The sequence below is a fragment of the Rickettsia tillamookensis genome, assembly GCF_016743795.2.
GTDB lineage: Bacteria > Pseudomonadota > Alphaproteobacteria > Rickettsiales > Rickettsiaceae > Rickettsia > Rickettsia tillamookensis.
Map to the genome: position 1 here is coordinate 432,859 of NZ_CP060138.2, position 21,560 is coordinate 454,418.

A 21,560-nucleotide genomic window follows, 5' to 3' on the forward strand; every position below is an offset into this window, starting at 1 on the left:
ATGCGTTCAGCTATTATTGATATCGGTTCAAATGCTTTAAGAGCTGTAGTTTATGAAAGTGATGAGCTTGGAGCTCCGGAAATTTTTAATTATAAATTTAGAAATTATCTTACAAATTTACTTAATTTAGATAATTTAGACGTAAAACATCAAACATATTTATCTCTACAATATCTTATCCATATTTTTACCAAACTGTCCGTTACTAATATTAGATGTGTTGCAACAGCTATACTTAGGGGGCATCCTAAAGCAGATGAATTCAAAGCTATAATTAAAAAGAGATTCAATATTGATATTGAAATTATCTCAGGTGAACGTGAAGCTTATTTAACAGCTGCCGGATTAATTTCCGGTATTAGTGATGCTTTCGGTATTGTAGCCGATCTTGGCGGTGGAAGTCTTGAGCTTGCACAGATTGGAAATAAAAAAGTCGGTAAATTAAAATCATTGCCGCTTGGTACAAAAATTATTGCTAGTAGCAATTTTGGTGATGTTGGGCTGATTACTAAAATGCTAGAGGAGGAATTTGGAGCTGCACATTATCCTAATTTATATTTAATTGGCGGTGCATTACGTCTAATGAGCCGTATATACATGGAGTCTATAAATTATCCCCTTAAAAATTTACATAATTTTGAAATAAATCGTGTAGAGTTTGAGTTATATTTAGAGAAATTATCGCAAATCGATAAATTAAAGCTGAGTTATTACGAGCAGAAAGCCATAAATTATAATGCAGTTTTAGTAATAAAAGCGATGATTAAGGTATTTTCACCGGAAAAGATTATTATCTCAAATTACGGTTTAAAAGAAGGAGTAAGATTTGATTCATTACCGTCTCATGAAACAGAAAAAGATATTATTTATGAGAGGGTGAAGAGATTAGTAAAATTTGATAGAAATATATGTAAAATTGAAAAATATATTGAAGCAGTACAATATCTTTTAATTAATTCCGATGCCACGACTCTTATTATTATTGAACTTGCTATAATGCTAGCACAATATAATAAAAATATTGATAAAACACTCAGAGCAAATTTTGTTTCGGAATTTATACTATCTTCAGACATTCCGTTTAGTCATAGACAGCGTCTTATGCTCGGCATTGCTCTTACGGTTACTTATACTGCTAAAACTGACATGCAGATTAATAAAATAGCTAAGAAAATGATTAGTAAAAGTGATTACTATAACAGTCATATAATCGGTTATTATATAAAAATTGCTAGAGAAATTGATGGACCGGAATTCCAAGAACCTTCTTTTTCGATTAAATTAAAAGATGATAAATTTTTACAAATTAATGCTTCAAATATCTTGCCTAAACAAGTTTTTGAAAAGGTTTGTGAACGTTTAAAAGATATAAGTTCTGCTAGAAAAAATATTAGTTATAATTTTAGTGATTAATTGTTTTTTGGATCCCGTGGTCAAGCCACGGGATGACATCGAGTACGTTTTCCAGTCTACACAACAAGACATTCCTGCTTTCGCAGGAATGTCATTGAAATCTTTTTAAAAACTGTCCGGTACTATTATTTTAAGCTCTCTTAGTCTATCTCCCAAATCATTATATAATCCTGAAAACAACAAATATATTAGGATATATGATAAAAAATTATTGGAAAAAATTTTGGAAGAATAGTACTACCAAATCACAAAATTTTATTGAACTAAACGACATTACATACGGAAACTTAAAAAGAGTTAAGATAGGCATAGAAGCTTATCGTGAAAATGTTATAGTATATAGATGTATTAATTTAATTGCACAGTCAGCGGGACATGTTCCGTGGAAAGTGCTTAAAAGTAAAACCGGAGAAGTAATATCAGACCATCCGCTACATTATTTACTAAAAAGACCGAATCCCGAAAAAGCCGGAGCAGATTTTTTTAGTGAGCTAATTGCAAGCAAATTATTATTCGGTAATAGTTATATTTTATCAACCCTAGACTATCATCCGAAAGAAATTTATTTACTATCGGCTCTTGCTACTGAGCTTGTTATAGAACATAACAATTTAGTTGCTTATAGATATAAAAGTAGCAAAGGTGACAGGATTTATAAGATTGATCCTATAGCTAAGATGAGTAGAGTCTTGCATTTAAAAAACTATCATCCTCTAGATCAGCATTACGGGTTATCTTGTTTAGAAGCTGCTTCGCTTCCTATAGATTTACATCAGCAATCTTCTTATTGGAATCATTCATTATTACAAAACGGGGCGAGACCTTCCGGTGCATTAATAGTAAAAGATAGTAACGGTTATCTTAGCGATGAACAGTTTGAAAGATTGCAAGCTCAATTATCAGAGAAATTTAGCGGTAATAGTAATGCTGGTAAGCCTTTACTGCTTGAGGGAGGGCTTGGCTGGCAAGAAATGAGTATCAACCCAAAGGATATGGATTTCATTGAATCTAAAAACTCTGCGGCAAGAGAAATAGCTTTAGCATTTGGAGTGCCACCGCAGTTACTTGGTATAAATGGCGATAACACCTATAGCAATATGCAGGAAGCTCGTCTTGCTTTATGGGAAGAAACGCTAATCCCTTTACTTGATAAAATTGCGGATAGTATGAGTAATTGGTTTTCATATCTTTTTAATGAAGACATTATTATTGATTTTGATCGTGATTCTATATCTGCATTAACCGAAAAGCATGAAAATTTATGGGCTAAAATCTCTAATGCTAATTTCATGACTTTAAATGAAAAAAGAGCTTTTGTTGGGCTTCCACCGATTATAAACGGTGATAGATTATGACTAAAGATATTAGCGATACGTTAAATAATTTGTATGACCTTATAGCGAGACTAATTATTCTACTCGAAGATGAATTAGTACGTATTACATTGCATAAAAATGAAAATAATATAATAGATACTAAAAATATTGCTGAAACCTTAAATAAACTAGTTAACTTAATAGTACAGTTAAATAAATTATCTAATAGCCGTACAAACTCGGAAAATTCAAAAATAGATGAAAAAGATAAAATGATAATAGATAATTTTTTAGAAAATTATAATTTAAAAAATCTTTTTTAGAAATGTTCACAGAACCTAATATCTTATCTAATTTTAACCTCCTGATTAATATGTTAATAGCCTAAAAAACCTAATGTTGTAAAAACAACTCATCAATTCAATAAATATATCATTACTTTATATAAAAATTAATAAACTAAAGGGTTTTAATATAAAGTTTTAGTCAATAAATCAACTATAAGGTTAAGAGTTATGAGGAAAAAATCTAGAATATTAAAAAATTTTCTAGCAACCGCATCAATATTAGGTCTGTCATTGACCATACCGGTAAATGAAATATATGCAGCAGCTGTTAGTCAAATGGTCGGGGATGTTAACCTTAATGATGCAAATACTAATTTTAATCCACCATTTGTTGACGGTAATACTATTGAAGTGATTAATTCTGGTAATATAACTGTATCAAATAGCGGTACTTACAATATAGGTGCTATACGAGCTGATCAAGAAGTAACTACAATGTCGGTCGGTAGCAGGAGCACGGATCTAGCTATAAATCTTACAATTGGTTCAATGTCCGGTGTTGTAAAGAGTTTGAATATTACAAGATTTAATAATGCTACTAATATAAATATTACTTTAAATGGTAGTGCAGGGGTCGGCGATATTCCTTCAGTAAATGATTATAGTGCATTACAACAGGTATCATTTACACAGATGGGTGGCGGGGCTAGTGCAAATAGTATTAATTTGAATATTAATGCCCCAGTAACTCTAAATAGCACCTTTTACACTAGTGCATCCTCAGAAACAATAAATGTAAATGACGAGGTTATAATAACTCAGCCTACTAAAGCCAGTGGTGCCGGAAATATGAATTTTAATATTGCCGGAGATAAATCACTTACTTTATCTGCTCCCAATTCGATTCAAGATGGAACAGGTGCAGGGAGAGTAAGGTTTAATTTTACAGGTGCAAATTCTGTCCTAAATATAGATGGTACTAATACTACAATTAGAGGGGCAATAACTAACGGAGCAAATGGAACATTAAATGTAAATGCCGGAGTTACTACGGCTACTGATTCAACTGTTACTACTATTCAAAAGACGAATATCGCCGATAACACTAGTTTTAATATTGATAGTGTTAATAGTAACATGAATTTATTAAATAATGGAACAAGTATAGCGTTTAAAGGAGCAAGTTCAGAGTTAGATTTAATAAATACCAGTAATACGGATAAGCAGTTTACATTATATTCTAACTTAAATCCATCAGATGCAGAAGATGAATATGGGATAGTACGAGTAGAAGCAACTACAAATAATCTTACTATAGCAAATAATGGAGGACCTTATACAATAGGGCAGGATAATACCCATCGCCTTAAAGAGTTTGAAGTTAAAGGAGCGGGTAATATTGTAATTGATAATACTATATTTACAAAGCAATTTAATATGAATAGTACCGGACAGGTAACACTTAATCAGGTCTTAGATTTAGGAGCAGGCGGTAATATCGCTTTTGGAACGGATGGTACGTTAGTGTTAAACAGAGGGATAATTGGGGATGTTGATTTTAATGATAGTGCCGGCACGTTAGTAATGGCTAGTAACTTTGGAACTGGTAGTAAGTTCAGTAATGCGGCGAATGCTACAGTGCAAATATTTAGTTCTTTAATATCTTTAAGAGATTCAAGTGCAGGAAATATAGGGAATATTATAATTGGAAATGATAATGGCGGTGCTACGCTTCAAGCGAATGGTGGAATAAATTTCACGGGTAATATGAGATTTGGTAACAAAGGTGGGACGCTTTTGATTACTAATAGTCAAGTTTCATTCTCAGGAAAGATTATTAACGGTGAACAAGGTCGGTTAGATATAAATGCTAATTTTACAGCTCTAGATTCAACCATTGCTACTATTCAAGAAACTAATATTGCAGATAATGTTGCTTTTAATATAGATGCTAAAAATGGAAATGTAGATTTATTAAATAACGGTGCAAAGATAATATTTGAAGGGGCAGGCTCGAAATTAAATTTAATAAATACCGGTAATACGGATAAGCAGTTTACATTATATTCTAACTTAAATCCATCAGATGCAGAAGATGAATATGGGATAGTACGAGTAGAAGCAACTACAAATAATCTTACTATAGCAAATAATGGAGGACCATATACGATAGGGCAGGACAATACGCATCGTCTTAAAGAGTTTGAAGTTAAAGGAGCGGGTAATATCGTAATTGATAATACTATATTTACAAAGCGATTTAACATTAATAGTACCGGACAGGTGACTCTTAATCAAGTATTAGATTTAGGAGTAGAAGGAGAGGTATTATATAATCAGCCCGGTACATTAAATGTTAGCGGTGATAATCCTATTATAGGAAAGGTTAACTTTCAAAATGTTGATGATATTCTTAAGGTAAGCATAGGTTCTAATCAAGTTTTCGCAGCTAATATAGATAATATCAATAATGCAGATAATAATGGTTCAGTTATTATATCGCAAGGAGGAAATAATATAGCACAACCTTCTATTATAAATAGTGCTATAGGTATGACTAATCCTATAAAGGAATTAATAATAAATAATGCAAATGAATATAGTCTTAATATTGTATTAAACGGGGAGGTCAAAGCGTCTAAGATTCAAGTAAACCGTACTAGTGGTAGTAACCCAAATATGCGACTTACTATAAATAATGATGTTACTGCTGATATAGAAGGTGTTAGTAATGGTAGTAATAATTTTGTATTAACTATTAATCAAGGAAAGACAGTTACCGGTGCAATAGATTCTATAAATACTGCTTCAACAACTATAAATTTGAGAGGTAGCGTTACGGGTCCAATAACCAATGCCACTACTATTAATTTCGATGGTACAGGAGATACAAAACTAGGTTCTACTGCAAATACTACAGATTTTATAGTAGCTAATGCTAAAGCTAAGGTAACTGCCGATGGTCGTATGACCGGTAATTTAAGTTATAACGCAGCAGGTACGGTAGCAGCTACTAAAGGGATAACAGGAGATATCAACTTTAAAGGTAATGATGGAGTATTTAATTTAGGAGACGGTTCTACGATTGATGGGGCAGTGACCAGTACCGGCTCCGTTGCCGGTAGCTTGTATTTTATAGGTGATGGAGAAGTTACCGGTGGAGTAGAGGCAAAAAAAGTAGTGTTTAACGGTATAGATAATATAGAGGGGGCTGCAAATGCAGAAATATTTACTGTAGCAAACGTTAATACAAAAGCGGATATTACCGGAAAGATGGTAGGAAATATAGAATATACTGCTGCAGGTGCTTTACTTGCAAATGGAGGGCTAACAGGAAATGTTAACTTTAATAATAGAGGAGGGACATTTTATTTAGGGGAGGGAGCTAAGATTATCGGTAGTGTTACTAGTACCGGAGGTGTGGCCGGTACTTTATCATTTATAGGTGACGGAGAAGTTACCGGTGATATAGGTACCGATGATGAAAACAAACCTGATATTATAGAAATTTCCGGTGATAATACAAAACAAGTAAAGTTAAGAGGAAATGTACTTGTAAATGATTTAGTTTTTGTTCAAGGTGTTGATTCTTCAGGTAAGGTAAATATTGAGAGCGGTTTAGTTGCAAGAAGAGTAGTTTTCAATAATGAGAATGCAGACGGAGGTACATTAGTAATAAATGCACCATCTGCAGTTAATGCTATAGTAAATCCTAATAACGGTATGATAGTGCTGAACGCTGATTTTACAATTAGTGACCCAAGTGCCGGAGATATAAGAGAGATAAAAATAGCTGATAACATAAAATATACGATTGATGCTAAAAGTGGAAATGTAGATTTATTAAATAACGGTGCAAAGATAATATTTGAAGGGGCAGGCTCGGAATTAAATTTAATAAATACCGGTAATACGGATAAGCAGTTTACGTTATATTCCAACTTAAATCCATCAGATGCAGAAGATGAATATGGGATAGTAAGAGTAGAGGCAACTACGAACAATCTTAATATAGCAAATAATGGAGGACCATATACGATAGGGCAGGATAATACCCATCGCCTTAAAGAGTTTGAAGTTAAAGGAGCGGGTAATATCGTAATTGATAATACTATATTTACAAAGCGATTTAACATGAATAATACCGGACAGGTAACTCTTAATCAGGTCTTAGATTTAGGAGTAGGCGGTGGGGTATTGTTTGCGGCAGATGGCAAGTTAACGGCAAATAACGGGATTAGCGGCAGCGTAACAACGGCTACAAATGATACAGGAACATTGACGATAGGAGGAGGGAATGTAACCGGAGCGATAGGCACGAGTGGCGGTAATAAATTAAAGCAAGTACTATTTAACGGTGCAAGCAACGTAACAACGATTGATGCAACAATTGTAAAGATTAGTAATGTAGCAGCAAACGTAACGGCAGCTGGGCAAATCAGTGGAGCAGTAAATTATACGGCAGATGGAAAGTTAACGGCAAATAATGGAATTAGCGGCAGCGTAACAACGGCTATAAATGATACAGGCACACTGACGATAGGAGCAGGGAATGTAACCGGTACGATTGGTACTAATGGGAAAAGTTTAAAATTAGTAAATATCGGAGCAAATCCTATTACGTTCTCATCTCATGTATTTGCTCCTGTTGCTTTAACTGATCAAAATTCACAATTAACATTAGCAGACGGTATTGTAGTTACCGGATCAGTAACCACAAAAAACAATACAAGAGGAGTATTATCGCTTGGAGTCGGAAGTAGCATAACGAACGGAATAGGAGCAAATAACTTCAACTTAGAAAGAGTAGAGCTTAGAGCTGGAGTGAGCAGTCTTGGCGGGAATATATATGCTGGAGCGGTGAAGCTTATGACCGATACTTCAGTCTTAACGCTTGAGGATAATGCAAAGGTTTATGGCAGTGTAACAACGAAGACGGACACAAAAGGTATATTAGTACTTGGCCGAAATAGCAGCGTTGCGGGTATTGGAGCAAACGGGTTTGCTCTTGAAAGAGTAGAGATAGGAGTGGGAGCGAGCAGTTTAAGAGGTAATATATATGCTGGAGCGGTGAAGCTTATGGCTGATGATTCAGCTTTAACGCTAGAAGATAATGCAACAATTCACGGTAGCGTAACAACGAAGACTAATGAGAAAGGCATATTAATTTTTAGCCGGAACGGTAGTGTAACGGATAATATAGGGGAAAATGGAGCAGCTTTAGAGAAAGTAATATTTAAAGGTGTAGATACTATAGAAGGTGAGGCTTATGCTAAAACTTTTACTATAGCAAATGCAAATGCTAATGTCACGGTTAAAGGATTAATGACCGGTGACGTAAATTATGAAGCAGACGGTACATTAGCATCCGAAGGTATAATAGGAGATATCGACTTTAAGGGGACTAACGGAATATTTAGTATAAATGACGGTCGTGCAATTGATGGAGCTGTACTTAGTACCGGCGGGGTCGGTGGTATTTTAAATTTTAAAGGTAATGCTAATGTAACTCAGAATGTTGGTGCTGATGAAGAAAATAGTCCTGCTATTATAAATCTCCAAGGAGATGATACAACAAATGTATCTCTAGCAAATGATGTATTTGTAGGTGGTGTTAATTTTACAAATAGTGGGAAACTACAACTTAGTAAGAGTCTCTCGGCAAAGAATGTTGATTTTGGAGCAAAAGGCGGTACTTTAGAGTTTAACGGTAATGATAAATATATTTTCAATGCTGTTATAGCAAACGGACAAACCGGTATATTAAATGTTTTAACTAAGTTAACGGCTACGGATGCAAGCGTTGGTACGCTTAAAACAATAAATATAGGGAATGCTAATGCAGGGCAGAGTTTTTTAATTGCAGTAAATAATGCTAACTTAGCTCTACTAACTAGTCCAAATAGCAGTATTAATTTTAGCAATGCAAATTCACAATTAACATTAACTGCTCCTATAGATCAAACTGTTACGTTTGCTAACAATTTAAAAGGTGGTGGTATTGTTACTTTAAACGGTAATGGTCATAATTTAGTTGTAGACGGTATTAAGGGAGTAACGCTCGGTAGTAAAGGTAATGAGTTAGCTGAATTAAATATTAAGGGGGACGTTACTATCACTAATAATTTGGACATCCATAATATTAATAAGTTAAATATTCAAAAAGGAGCATATTTTACCGATCAAAGTTTAACGTCCGCTAAGGTTGCTGAAATAAATATAGGTCAGCTAATAGATAAAACTTCATATGCAGCTACTTATGCTTTAGATGCTGTAAACGGTGATTTTGAGTTAAATACTGGCGGTATGAAGTTTATACATGAAGATTCGGCATTAGACCTTAAAAATAGCTCAAATGCTAATGATCATACTATAAATTTAACCGGACCTTTGGATTCGGGGCATGATAAGTTTGGTATAATAAAGTTAACTATAGGAGATAAAAATCTAACGATTATTAATAATGGTAATGTCAATAATACGCTTGGCGTAAAAGGTCATAGATTAAAGGAATTGGACTTTGTTAGCACCGGTAACGGTACTATAAATTTACAAACAGAAATATATGTTGAGATATAGTATTGGATATTCATGCTATTACGCTTAATAAGGTAAATGCAAATATTAGATTTGAAGATGATACGATATATACCGCAACAGGAAATATAACAGGTGATATTATAGATTTCCAAGGTAAAGCAGGCGTAATTAATATTGCCGATAATGTAAAAATTGATAGTAAGGTTACAAGTACGGGTGATACAAGTGGTACATTGAACTTTGAAGGAGCAGGGGAAGTTACTAAGCTAATTACTAATATAAAAATGTTAAAAGCAGGTAACGGTAATGTAGCATTAACTGCCGGCGGTGATTACTCTATCGGTGAGATTCAAGGTAACGGTAATAATAATTTAACTTTTGGTCCTAATTCCAGGCTAACTACGACTTATATTAATAAGACAGGGGGCAGGCTGTAAATTTAATCTTTACCGACGGCGGTAGTGTTCGTAATGCCGTTGGTTCAAATGCGGCAGTCGGTGATATTATCGTAAAAGCAGGTGCGGTAAATTTTGGCAGTACCGTTAAAAGCGGCAATATTATAATGTCAAACGGTGTAGAAATAGAGGTTAATGATAATATCATCGCTACCGATATTGCAGGTGAAAATGAGAATGACGGTACTTTAAAATTAAACAATAAAGTCCCTATTAATATAACCGGTACCATCGGGAATAATAATAGTTTAGGTATAGTAGAAGTAGCCGGTAAAGACGTTACTATTACAGGTGAATTAAAAGCTCAAACTATTAACTTCTCAAATGCAGGACAAGAAGCAATATTAACGCTTGCAGCGGCAGGTGGGGTTACTAATATTACTACAGTAGGAAATAATCTTCATACTTTAGCAGTAGCCAATTTTGATACCGGTAACGGTGCTATTGGGGCTGAAGATCACAGATTAAAAGCAATAGAATTAACAGGAAACGGTTTAGTTACGGTAAATACTAAGAATTTTTATTCGGATGTAACTACCGCAAATAACGGGAAAGGTAACGTAAAACTTAATATAGAGGGTGGTACTACTTATAATTTAGGAAGTAAAAATAATAGTTTAGCAAGTATACAAGTTAGTGAGAATAGTACTATTAAAGGTGATGTATATTCTAAAGAGATTAACATTGATGCAGGTAAGAATATAGATTTTGAACGAGGTAATAATAGAAATGCTAAAAATATAATTATACAGGATGTTTTAGTAGATAGAGATCTCCTTCCTCGTTCGCTTCAGTTATTTACTTATTTAACTGATATTAAAGTAGATAAGCTGAATTTTGCAGATGCTGCTGCTTCTGTACATTTTAAAGATGCGGTTTTAGTAAATGCTGAGATTGATGGTGGCGGTGCTATAAAATTTGATGAAAATGTTTGGTTAAAAGAAGAAATCAAAAATGTAGAGCGTTTAGAGTTTGGTCCTGAGAAATTTGCTATTCTTGAGAAAAATATTAAAGCAGCTAATTTAGTAGCAAATAAAGCAAATATAGTATTATTGGATAATTTAGGAATAGATGCTGATTCACAATTTACGGATAGTGCTTTAGATTTAGCTACTTACGAATTAAAGCATACAGGAAATGTTACATATAACGGTATTCTTGAGATTATTACATATTTTGATGTGACTGCGAAATCGGGGGGCATATATTAGTCGGTAACGGGGCTAATGTTGATATGTCAGCTTTAGATAGTTTAGTAATTAAAGTCAAATCACGCTCTGATATTACTAAAATTACTCCTGATACTAAACATGAAGTAATACTAAAAGAAGCAGGTGGAAATTTTACTCCTGTTGCTCAAAATAAAGTTACTGTTGATACAGGTGGAGAATTAAACAGGTTAATAAGATGGGTAAGATGGGTAAGCGATGAGAATGGAGTTGTATTACTGAATAATAATGATAACGGTGGTGGTAATCCCGAAAATCCTGATCCAGGAGACGGTGATCCAGAGAACCCAGATGACGGTGATAACGGTGGAGAAAATCCTGGAGACGGAGAAGGTAGTGTAATAGTGCCTATTTTTGATCCAAAACCGATAAGAGATGAGGTTACGGGTCCTATAGCTCCCGGTCTTGTAGAGCAATTAATTGGTATTGGCATTGGTAATGAGAGTGATGCAGGTAAAGTATTAAATGATTTAGGATCAACAAAAAATGTTTCAGAAACTTTAAATCGGTTAGGCGGAAGAACGGATATACGAGAAGTGAGTGAGGGACTTGGAGAGTTTAATATAGAAGAAATACAGGACATATTAACAGATATTTCGGTAAATATGGACAGCGTTGTTTCTTCAGGGATTAATGCTAGACTAGGTGAAGTAAATAATAAAGATGAAAGTACATTTACATTAAATGGTTTAAATAAACCTACTAGTGGCAATAATCATGAAAGTCGTGCTAATTACTATGCGGCAGCAGCTGCCGGTGATGAAGATATTATCGGTACGGGTATTTGGATAGTTCCTTTCTACGGCATCGCTACACAAAAATCCCGTAATGATGGGGCAAGTGGGTATAAGTCTAAATCTCAAGGAGGAATAATAGGTTTTGATTATGCTCTAAGTGACAGTGTAATAGTTGGAGCTGCTTATACTAGAGCCGATAGTAAATTACGCCACCAAAATTATAAAGTTGGTGATAAGACTAAAGCTATAAGTGACATATATTCTATCTATGGACTTTATAATTGTGAGACAAGTAATTTCTTTGTTGAAGCTATAGGCTCATACGGTAGAAGTAAAATTAAGAATTATGAAAAACGTAAGGTTTATACGGATGATCAAACTGCAATCGGTAAATTTAATAACACTTCTTATAGTGGTGAATTACTTGGTGGTTATAATTATTTAATATCTAACCTCACGGCTATAACCCCGATAATTGGAACTCGTTATGCTACGTTTAAAAATAATAGTTATACTGAAGTAGGAACTACTTTCCAGAATTTATCCGTTAGAAAAAAATCATATGATAGATTTGAAGGCATAGCTGGATTAAAAGGTGTAACTAATTTCTTTGTAAGAGACGTAAGAATAAAACCGGAATTACACGGCTTCGTAAGTTATGATTTTAAAGGGAAATTACCGAATATTGATGCACGGCTTGATGGAATAGATGAGCCGCTTACAACAGTTAAATTTAAACCTACAAAACTAAATTATAATTTAGGCGGAAGTCTTTCTGTTCAATATAATATGATGGAGTTTGGTATTAGATATAATTTATCCCTTGCGAAGAAATATATAGCGAACCAAGGTTCTTTAAGGCTTAAGGTAAATTTATAATCTACTCGATGAACTTCAAAAATTGGCTACGTCGTCTTATAAGTTCTGCGGTGTTCACGTATTAAGTAACTGCTGCCGCTCCTCGTCTTATAGTATCCTTGCTCTTTTTGAAGTTGATCTTCGTATATTTCTCCCATTGGTTAGAAGAATATTCATTTATTTAAATAAATCTTGATTTTTCTCACATAATCTCACATAGTAACCATGTGAGATTATGAATGAGCTTACAAAATTTTCGTATTCATAAAAGATTAAGGTTAAACCCTGAAATAGTTGAAGAAATTTATACTATAATTTCTGAAATTGAAGGAGTAAAAAATAGTTGGCAAATTACTAAACAGCTGTTACCTCAAACTCTAGATCGCTTAACTCGCAGCGTAATTATAACTTCTACCGGTTCTTCTAATCGTATTGAGGGTAATAAACTTACTGATGATCAAGTAGAAAATCTTTATAGAAATTTAAATGTTCGGAAATTTAAAACACGAGATGAACAGGAAATAGCAGGATATCTACAATGTCTTGAATTGATTTTTGATAATTATAAAGAAATACATATTACAGAATCATTCATATTAAAATTACATAGCGATATGTTGGTTTATAGTGATAAAGATATGTATCATAAGGGCAATTATAAATTTGCCTCAAATCGTGTAGAGGCAAAAGATTATGACGGTAATGTAGTTGGAGTAATATTTGAGCCGACACCGCCGTATTTAGTTAAAAAAGAAATACAGGAATTGATAGATTGGTATAATCTAGCAGTTAACGATAAGTCTAAGCATTCGCTCATACTTATTGCTAATTTTATTTTTGAATATTTAGCGATTCACCCGTTTCAGGACGGTAACGGACAAACAAGTAGATTATTAACAAATCTATTGCTTCTAAAACATGGTTATTTATTTACTCAAATCGTTTCTCATGAGCGTATTATTGAAGAAAACAAAATTGATTATTATAAGACGTTAAATAAAACTCAAAGATCTTGGAAAACAGAACTTGAAGATATTACCGATTGGTTAAAGTTCTTTTTAAATGTAGTTAAGCTACAAACTATTAAAGCTTTACAGATTATCAAAGAAGATAATATAGAATATTTATTATCCGAAAAACAATTAGCAGTATGGAATTGGATTAATAAAGAAAGTAAAGAGTTTAGTCGGAAGGATGCAGTAGATGCAACAGGCTTTCCTAAGCGAACTATTGAATCCATAATAAAAAAATTAGTCGATTTCAAACGATTAGAACGAATAGGGCAGGGAAAAGCCACTCGTTATAAACTTAAGTAAATATTTTTTCTAAAGTCTTAAAAACTAAATTTATAGTTTCGTTGTCCAAAGTTCCAAGGTTTTTTATAATTCAATATTTAAACTTTTATTGTCAAAAGTAACCGGAATACGAGTTGGATAATTTTTAATTTTACTCGTCATAAGTGCAATGATAAGAGTGTTAATATGCTTATTTATGTACCTAAATCTATATAATCTTCGTTTAAAAGTTGGTCAGCTTTCTTTTCAGTCATAGTTTTAAAACTTTCTTCTTATCCACAACCCTGTTTTTAAAATACAAATTTCAATCCTAGATTATTAGATTTTTTCTGCTATTATCCGAATATTACTATTTTAAATAATATATGTCAGAAAAAATAAAGCATGATAAATTTTTCCAAAAAGCTTTAGAAAATCCATACATCGCTAGAGAGTTCTTTGAAACTTACCTGCCGCCGCATATAAAAGCTTTATTTTCTCCTGCTACTTTAACGCTGCAAAATGATAGTTTTATAGAGTTGAGTCTTAAAGAATCTATAAAGGATGTTTTATTTTCCGTTAAAATTAATAACAGTGAAAGTTATCTATATCTACTACTGGAACATCAAAGTAGTTCTGATCACTTGATGGCTTTTCGCTTGTTTAAATATATGTTAAATATAGCTGAGCGACATTCAAATTTGTATCCTAGCTCCAAGAAATTTCCGTTTATATATCCGTTGGTATTTTTTAACGATAATCAAAAATATACTGCTCCTTTAAATTTATGGGATTTATTTGAAAATAGTGAATTAGTAAAAGCTACTTGGAGCAATGATTATCAACTTATAGACTTGCAAAATATAGATGATGAGAAATTAAAAAAAGATCCTTGGCTTGCTATTTTACAAATTCTAATGAAATATATTCACAAACCTAATTTATTTGATAAATGGCAAGAAATATCTAACTGTTTGACAATAGTTGCTAGTTCTAATACCGGTATTGATTATATAAAAAGTGCTTTGAGTTACTCTTTGACTAAAATAGAACAAACTGATAAAATAGAGTTAGAAAATATACTTAAAACATGTTTAAATCCTAAAGTAGAAGAGGAAATTATGGGAAGTATTGCACACCATTGGCTTCAAGAAGGTATCGAGAAAGGTATGCAGCTCCAAAAAGCTAAAGATGAGGAAATCATGGGAAGCATTGCACACCATTGGCTTCAAGAAGGTATCGAAAAAGGTATACAAATCCAAAAAGCTAAAGATATGGAAGTTGCTGAATATATAGTAAAGGCAGAAAAAATTACCTTAGTTAAAAAAATGCTAACGGATAAAGAGCCTATAGAAAAAATTCTAAAATATACCGGTTTAACAAAAAAAGAAATAGAGCAGCTGAAATAAAAGAAGTTTACAACCCTGCTTTATTTTGGAAAGTAATTTCTATAGATGATAGGTTGCCGACTTTAAAATATATTTTGTTACCTTTTAATTTTTTAGCTACGGGAATTATATTAAAATTCTTTTCAAGTAAAATAAAATTTTCGTGCTGAATATGAGAGCGAACCAAGTTTTGCGTTGCAAATTCCCCTCTTACTATTTCGCTTATTTTGTAAGTATCGATATCTAATTTTCCCATCTTTTGAATTTTATAATTTCTAGACCGAAAGCTGCTAAGTTCTAATCATCATTAACTAATGTTTCAAAATTTTTATAGTTAATAGTAAGAGAGTTTGAAGTAAAGCTGATAACGCTTCCTATAAAAGTCTGGTTAGTTAAATTTGCTATTTTGGTATAATCTCTGCCGTCTGTAGACACATATAAGGCTTCATTAACATTACTCTGTAAATAAAAAGCTAGATAAGGCTGATCATTTCCCTCTACCACATTAAAAGGTAAATCAAGTATAACACATTTAACTTCGGTCTTTATGGTTTTCTCAAAACCAGATAAAATATTTGCAGCTGGCAAATAATAAGAAGATAAATTATCTATAACGCCTGTAACATAAGAAGTTAGGGAAAGTAGTTATATATTTACTATTCTAATTTGATATTTAAGTTTGTTATAATGCAGTATTAAAAAATCGCCTGGCTTAAACCTATGAAAGATGGAAGGTATTAGGAATTTAATTACTTTACTTTCAATAGAAGCATTTTTTAAGATTAATCCTCCTATTTTCTCTATTTCGGGTAGGGATAAAATAATAGGAATTTTGACGTTAAGGGTAGGACTATTTGAATCTGTTTCATTGCTTATGTAACAATAGGAATTAGTATAATTATTAAACCTATCGATAAAATTAATACTAAGCTTGCTAATAATATTTTCTTCAGGTATTTCTGTTTGCTTTAAATAACTATTATCTAAAATTTTTATTAAACTCTCGCTGCTTAGATGCTCTAAATTACCTGCTCCTCGCTTCAGAAATTTAATTTTTTCACATTCACTTGCTATCACATCAAAAAAGTAAAATATTCTTAGAGAATTAATAACATCTATTGTAGATAAAATTTTATTTAAAATAAAACCGTCTACCACTTCGTCAATAGTAGAAATATCGATTTTCTTCAGGTCGATACCGCTTCTAGCAGATAGCTCAAGGATTATCTCGGCAAGGCTGCAAGTGCCGAATTTGCCGTTAACCCAATGTCCTTTTTCCCATAAATGATTATCGCTCCAAATATTCCCGTGCGGCCATGCAGGGTAGGGGCGTGCGTCCCAAGTCCATAAGAACATTTCTTCTATATATTCTTGCGTTTGCCAATATTCTACAAATCCTTTAATAGCCGTGCGTTGCACTGAGAAATCCGTACCTGCCGAGGAATATTTAGGACTACCGCCGTCCGTACATTTGGGATCAAAGAACACGTTTGGCTGGTTTGGAGCTTTATCTATTGACGGAAAGCCAAACTCGGTAAACCATATTTTTTTCATTTTTGGTTGCCAAGCCGTTCGATTTCCATCAGGATTATAGTGATGATTTTCCCACCAATAACCTATATTTTTCCAAGCATAAGCAGCAGATAGAGGTTGTTTATTACTGTTACCGTCTAAATAATAATCATACCCTTCACCTGACCTGCAACCTTTCATAATTTCTTCTTTAGTTATCTGAGAGCTTAAAGAACTAGTTAAAGGGAAATAAGCATCTATCCCGACAAAATCAATATAAGGGGAAGCAAATAACGGGTCTAAATTATACCACCCGCCGCTAGTATGATGATATTCCGACCAATCAGCGGCATAAGTAACTTGTACATTACTTCCTAATATTTCTTTTACTAAACGAGCAAGATTTATAAGTTCTAGCACTGCCGGAAAATTATTTGCTGAATCTTTTATAGAAGTTATGCCGATTAGTTCCGAGCCGATTATAAAGGCGTCAACGTAATCTTTAACAAGCCTTGCATAGTGAAGAATGAAGTTATTATAACCGTCCGCTTTATGAAAAAAATTACTTACTACATTTGCAGAACCTGTTACATGCCCACGCCATGGTTTACCTGATAGATCCATGAAAAACATTGGATAAAACATAATTTTTAAATTACGTCTTTTAAGCTCGGTTAGGTAATGCACTAAACTAGCATCATTAACAGTGCCGCCGTAATGAGGGTTGTCATGCTCATCTTTAGAGATAATTTTAGCATTTGCTCTATTATAACGACCGACTTGCCAAGTACATGAATATGAGGTTAGAGGGTCGTTAAACTCTATAGCAGGTTTTATGCTGCAATAGCCTATATCTAAACTATCGCCAAACCAAGAAACTACCGGTGCTATCCATTTTATATTAGGGCATGTGGTTTGTAGCTGATTGAGACTAAATATACTATCTGCAATATTATAATGATTATGAGAGTTAATAGCCTCATGGCTTATAACACCGCCGTAAGAACTGCTCAAAGTTTTATACTGTACTTCCGTATCGTAAACAAATTCGCCTGAACCCGGAATCATGTTAATGCTACTAATTAGATTTTCAACTTTTGCATAATTATTAGGCAGATAAATATTGGGTTTTCTCGTTACCTCAAATGAGAAATTTGGAATAATATTACCAAAATCTTCTAAAGGTAATTCTTCAAAGACTATATAGCTAAGTGACCTAAAAGCAGGGGTTTTGCCGCTGCCTAGATAGTTTTCAATTAAAGGATCGGGTAGTTGTGTTTCTGAGCCTTTATATAATCTAAAATTATACTTACCTAAATTTATTATCTCATCACCTGCCCATACTCTGTTAATCTCGGTAATTTCTCCCTCGCAAATACTAACTGCAAAAGAAAAGAAATAGCTATATTCAGTGAAATTAGTAACGGATTTTAAGTTATGAAAATAAGGGAAATATTCTTTATGACGAGTACTATTTGCTACCTCTTTTATGTTATCTGCCCAAATTATTTTTCCGTTAACTCTTGCAGTACCGAAAATTAACGGTATAGCTTCGCCGTAATTAGCTGTTATATATTTAAAATTTTCTTTGAAATTTTTAATATTGTCATATTCTATCGGTTCGTGATTTAGTTGATCTAAATACTCACCAAGCATTTTACCGGCAAATCTTCCCACGCTTGAAAATATGCCGCCTCCAAATGTATTTCCTATGCTACTGCCAAGTGAACTAAAAAAACTTCCAAACATATTTACCATATTATAATTTAATATGGATTGATATTAGCACTATGATGTGGTAACACTAATATATACTCGTTTAATTTGAAAAATTGGCTACGTCGTCTTATAAGATCTGCGGTGCTCACGTATTAAGTATACGCTCCGCTCCGAGGACTTTAGACTCCTTGCTCTTTTCCAAATTAAACTTCGTCTATCCTATACAATAATAATAAATTTTTAAAAATTATGATGATATTCAAAAAATCTTTATTCATCTTACTATTACTTATTACTTCCTTAGTTAAAGCAGAAATTATCGAAGTAGATAACTTAGATAAAATAAAACAAGATTTTAAAGAAAATTATAATAAAAATTATGCACCTCAGGATTTATTAGTAGTAACGGTGTTAGATGAATTTTTGTTTAAGCCTTTAGTGCCTATCGTTGAACAACTTGATCAAGATATATATATTAAACTAACTCCTCTTTTGCTTAATATTAATAAAAATCCAAAAACTATTTATATAAATCAATTGATTTTAACTAATGATAGTTATAAGAAAGAATTACAAGAAGCTGATTTTCCAAATTTTGTAAATGAAATGAGTAATAGTAAAATTCCTATAATAGCAGTAAATGATGGCTTTACCGGTAATTTTAATAATATTCCTAAATTTGAAATATGGTTTGCCGATTATTTAAAGAAAAATTTCAATATTGATTTTTCAAATAGTTTTCCAAACAATAATTATATTATTTTTAATAATTTAGACAGTTTTGCTAATACTTATCCGGTATTTTATAAGGGTATATTGACGAGTAATAATATATCGGAAGCGGAAATGATGCTCAATTTCCTTGTTCAAATGAATTTTATACCGAAATGCTTTATAATGATTAGTAGTAGCGTAGAATTGCTAAGTTCAATGGAATTTCAGCTTAATAGTTATAGTTCTAATATATTATTTATTGGTTATCATTATAATAATAAAAATGCTCCGGAAAATAAAGATGCTGCATATTATACTAAAACCATTGGTGATTTAATACCTCAAATAAATAAATTAAAAAGAAATAATCCACCTTTAAAGAATAATAATGCGAAAGGTAAAAATCCTTATGACACGAATAAATAAAGTTTTATTGAGTTTACTTTGCTTAGTTATTTCGTATGCGGGCTATGGTCAAATTATTCCTACTTACTCTGTAGATTCGGTAACAATGAAAAATTTATTACCGAAGATAGATGCAGATACGCTGGTACTTATAAATATAGATAATACTATTATAACACCGAAATCCAAATTATTTCGATATCAGGATAATTCTTATATAAATTTTACTAAATATTTATATAGTCTTGCAGCGGGTAACGCATCAGTTAATAAAACTATTGCAAAATTGATAGTGCAGCGTCAAATGATGCTTGTTGAATCTAAATGGGTAGATTTAATTAATAAGATGAAGCAGCAAGGTGCAACAGTTTTAGGTCTTCAAGAAATAACTGCTCCATGTAATTTAATTGAAAATTATGAAGGATGGTTATATACATTACTTTACGGACTCAATATTAATTTTACTAATAAAGTTAATGATAAAGATGTATTTAGATTTAATCCAAGCGATGCTGGAGCCCCTATTTTTTATTTAGGTATAATATTTACCGGTAATATAAATAGAGTAAAAACTCTTGTAGAGTTCTTAAAAATTATACCAAAACAACCTACAAAAATAGTAATTTTTGCAAATAATAAAAAAGATTTAGAAAATATGGACTCTTATTTAAGCATGGTTGATATAGGATATTATGGAATTGAATATTTAGGGTGGCAAATGTTGCCGGGATCACCTGATCATCAAATCGCTGAGTTGCAGCAATCTACGTTTTTAAATACCGGTCAGTGGTTAGAGGATGATGTAGCTGCAAAGATGTTAAATAAATAATTATGAATGACAATTTAATTAATGCTTTAAAAGATTTAATTATTAATACCGGCAAGGTTGCACTAGATATAAAAAAGGCAGGAATATTGACTGATATTAAATCAGATGGGTCAGTAGTCACTAATGCCGATAAGGAAATTAGTAAAGTAATTTATCAGGCTCTACAAGTCTTAACCCCCAAAATAGCTATAGTATGTGAAGAGCAGCCGCTACCTATATTAAGCAGTGATACTTTTTGGTTAATCGATCCTATTGACGGGACACGGAGCTATGTAAACGGTAAAAATACATATACGGTAAATATAGGGCTTATTAAAAACGGTCTTCCAACTATCGGCTTGATATATCACCCTGAAACAGCAAAGCTATATTATACCGATGTACAGGGGCGGTTAAAAATCGAACAGAATTCTAAAGAAATATTTGTTAATCATGAACCTAAACATGAAGAGCTTAATGCGGTAATAGGTTTTTATAATTCAAATAAAGCTACTAAAGAATTTTTAAGTAAATATTCATTCGGTCAAATAAATGCAATAGGTAGTTCAATTAAACTATGCTTAATTGCTGAAGGAGCAGCTGATATATATCCAAAATTCGGTCAAACTATGGAGTGGGATATAGCGGCAGGTCATGCTTTAATTAAAGCCGGCGGCGGTAATATTTTAGATACACAGGGACAAGAAATTACTTACGGTAAAGAAAATTTCGCTAACCCCAATTTTTTCGCCTGTAGTAAATATTGGTTGGAAAAGGAGACTGGGTTTCGTGAATACTAAATCGTCATTGCGAGAAGACGCCATAGGCGTCGACGAAGCAATCTCATGAAATAATAACAAACTCCTAAGATTGCTTCGTCAATTACTTCGTAATTTTCCTCGCAA

At 32.7% G+C, this 21,560-nt stretch carries 15 protein-coding genes; 12 read left to right on the forward strand and 3 right to left on the reverse strand.

Going from position 1 to position 21,560, the window contains the following annotated elements; all coding sequences use genetic code 11:
• From H6P87_RS02060 to H6P87_RS02100, 9 genes are all read left to right on the forward strand, one after another.
• Window positions 1-1,413 carry a Ppx/GppA phosphatase family protein gene (locus tag H6P87_RS02060; RefSeq protein ID WP_202069836.1) on the forward strand — a complete coding sequence of 471 codons (1,413 nt, stop codon included), beginning with the start codon at window positions 1-3 and terminating at the stop codon, window positions 1,411-1,413.
• A gap of 197 nt (window positions 1,414-1,610) precedes the next feature.
• Complete coding sequence (locus tag H6P87_RS02065) at window positions 1,611-2,768, forward strand: phage portal protein (protein ID WP_202069838.1); 1,158 nt, start codon at window positions 1,611-1,613, stop codon at window positions 2,766-2,768.
• Window positions 2,765-3,052, forward strand: coding sequence for a hypothetical protein (locus tag H6P87_RS02070; protein WP_202069839.1), 288 nt, complete (start codon window positions 2,765-2,767; stop codon window positions 3,050-3,052). The genes H6P87_RS02065 and H6P87_RS02070 overlap by 4 nt, the downstream gene beginning before the upstream one ends.
• A 192-nt stretch (window positions 3,053-3,244) precedes the next feature.
• Window positions 3,245-9,595 carry a hypothetical protein gene (locus tag H6P87_RS02075; protein ID WP_202069840.1) on the forward strand — a complete coding sequence of 2,117 codons (6,351 nt, stop codon included), beginning with the start codon at window positions 3,245-3,247 and terminating at the stop codon, window positions 9,593-9,595.
• A gap of 2 nt (window positions 9,596-9,597) precedes the next feature.
• Window positions 9,598-9,993 carry a hypothetical protein gene (locus H6P87_RS02080; RefSeq protein WP_202069841.1) on the forward strand — a complete coding sequence of 132 codons (396 nt, stop codon included), beginning with the start codon at window positions 9,598-9,600 and terminating at the stop codon, window positions 9,991-9,993.
• A 125-nt stretch (window positions 9,994-10,118) separates the two neighbouring features.
• Entirely contained in the window at window positions 10,119-11,222 is a 1,104-nt protein-coding gene (locus tag H6P87_RS02085) for a hypothetical protein (RefSeq protein WP_202070182.1), read from the forward strand.
• Between the two features lie 23 nt (window positions 11,223-11,245).
• Window positions 11,246-12,856, forward strand: a complete 1,611-nt coding sequence (locus H6P87_RS02090; protein ID WP_202069842.1) for an autotransporter domain-containing protein — start codon at window positions 11,246-11,248, stop codon at window positions 12,854-12,856.
• 218 nt (window positions 12,857-13,074) lie between these two features.
• Window positions 13,075-14,151 (forward strand): Fic family protein, encoded by a 1,077-nt coding sequence (locus tag H6P87_RS02095; RefSeq protein ID WP_202069843.1) that lies wholly within the window; start codon window positions 13,075-13,077, stop codon window positions 14,149-14,151.
• A gap of 344 nt (window positions 14,152-14,495) precedes the next feature.
• Entirely contained in the window at window positions 14,496-15,518 is a 1,023-nt protein-coding gene (locus tag H6P87_RS02100; protein ID WP_202069844.1) for an Rpn family recombination-promoting nuclease/putative transposase, read from the forward strand.
• 7 nt (window positions 15,519-15,525) lie between these two features.
• Here the strand turns inward: H6P87_RS02100 and H6P87_RS02105 are convergent, their stop codons facing one another.
• Genes H6P87_RS02105 through H6P87_RS02115 form a run of 3 tightly spaced genes read right to left on the reverse strand, consistent with a single transcriptional unit; the run spans window position 15,526 to window position 18,767 of the window.
• Entirely contained in the window at window positions 15,526-15,753 is a 228-nt protein-coding gene (locus H6P87_RS02105) for a hypothetical protein (RefSeq protein WP_246438019.1), read from the reverse strand.
• A gap of 41 nt (window positions 15,754-15,794) precedes the next feature.
• A complete protein-coding gene (locus H6P87_RS02110) occupies window positions 15,795-16,085 on the reverse strand; it encodes a hypothetical protein (RefSeq protein WP_202070184.1) in 291 nt (96 codons plus the stop codon).
• A 57-nt stretch (window positions 16,086-16,142) separates the two neighbouring features.
• Entirely contained in the window at window positions 16,143-18,767 is a 2,625-nt protein-coding gene (locus H6P87_RS02115) for a baseplate megatron protein TIM-barrel domain-containing protein (RefSeq protein ID WP_246438026.1), read from the reverse strand.
• Between the two features lie 216 nt (window positions 18,768-18,983).
• On the opposite strand from H6P87_RS02115, the gene H6P87_RS02120 reads away from it, so the two are divergent.
• From H6P87_RS02120 to H6P87_RS02130, 3 genes are read left to right on the forward strand one after another with little or no spacing between them, the layout of a single operon-like run.
• On the forward strand, window positions 18,984-19,868 hold the full coding sequence (locus H6P87_RS02120) for a DUF2608 domain-containing protein (protein WP_202070067.1): 885 nt from the start codon (window positions 18,984-18,986) through the stop codon (window positions 19,866-19,868).
• Window positions 19,831-20,676 (forward strand): DUF2608 domain-containing protein, encoded by an 846-nt coding sequence (locus H6P87_RS02125; RefSeq protein WP_202069846.1) that lies wholly within the window; start codon window positions 19,831-19,833, stop codon window positions 20,674-20,676. The genes H6P87_RS02120 and H6P87_RS02125 overlap by 38 nt, the downstream gene beginning before the upstream one ends.
• A gap of 2 nt (window positions 20,677-20,678) precedes the next feature.
• On the forward strand, window positions 20,679-21,455 hold the full coding sequence (locus tag H6P87_RS02130) for a 3'(2'),5'-bisphosphate nucleotidase CysQ family protein (RefSeq protein WP_202069847.1): 777 nt from the start codon (window positions 20,679-20,681) through the stop codon (window positions 21,453-21,455).
• The last annotated feature ends 105 nt before the right edge of the window (window positions 21,456-21,560 follow it).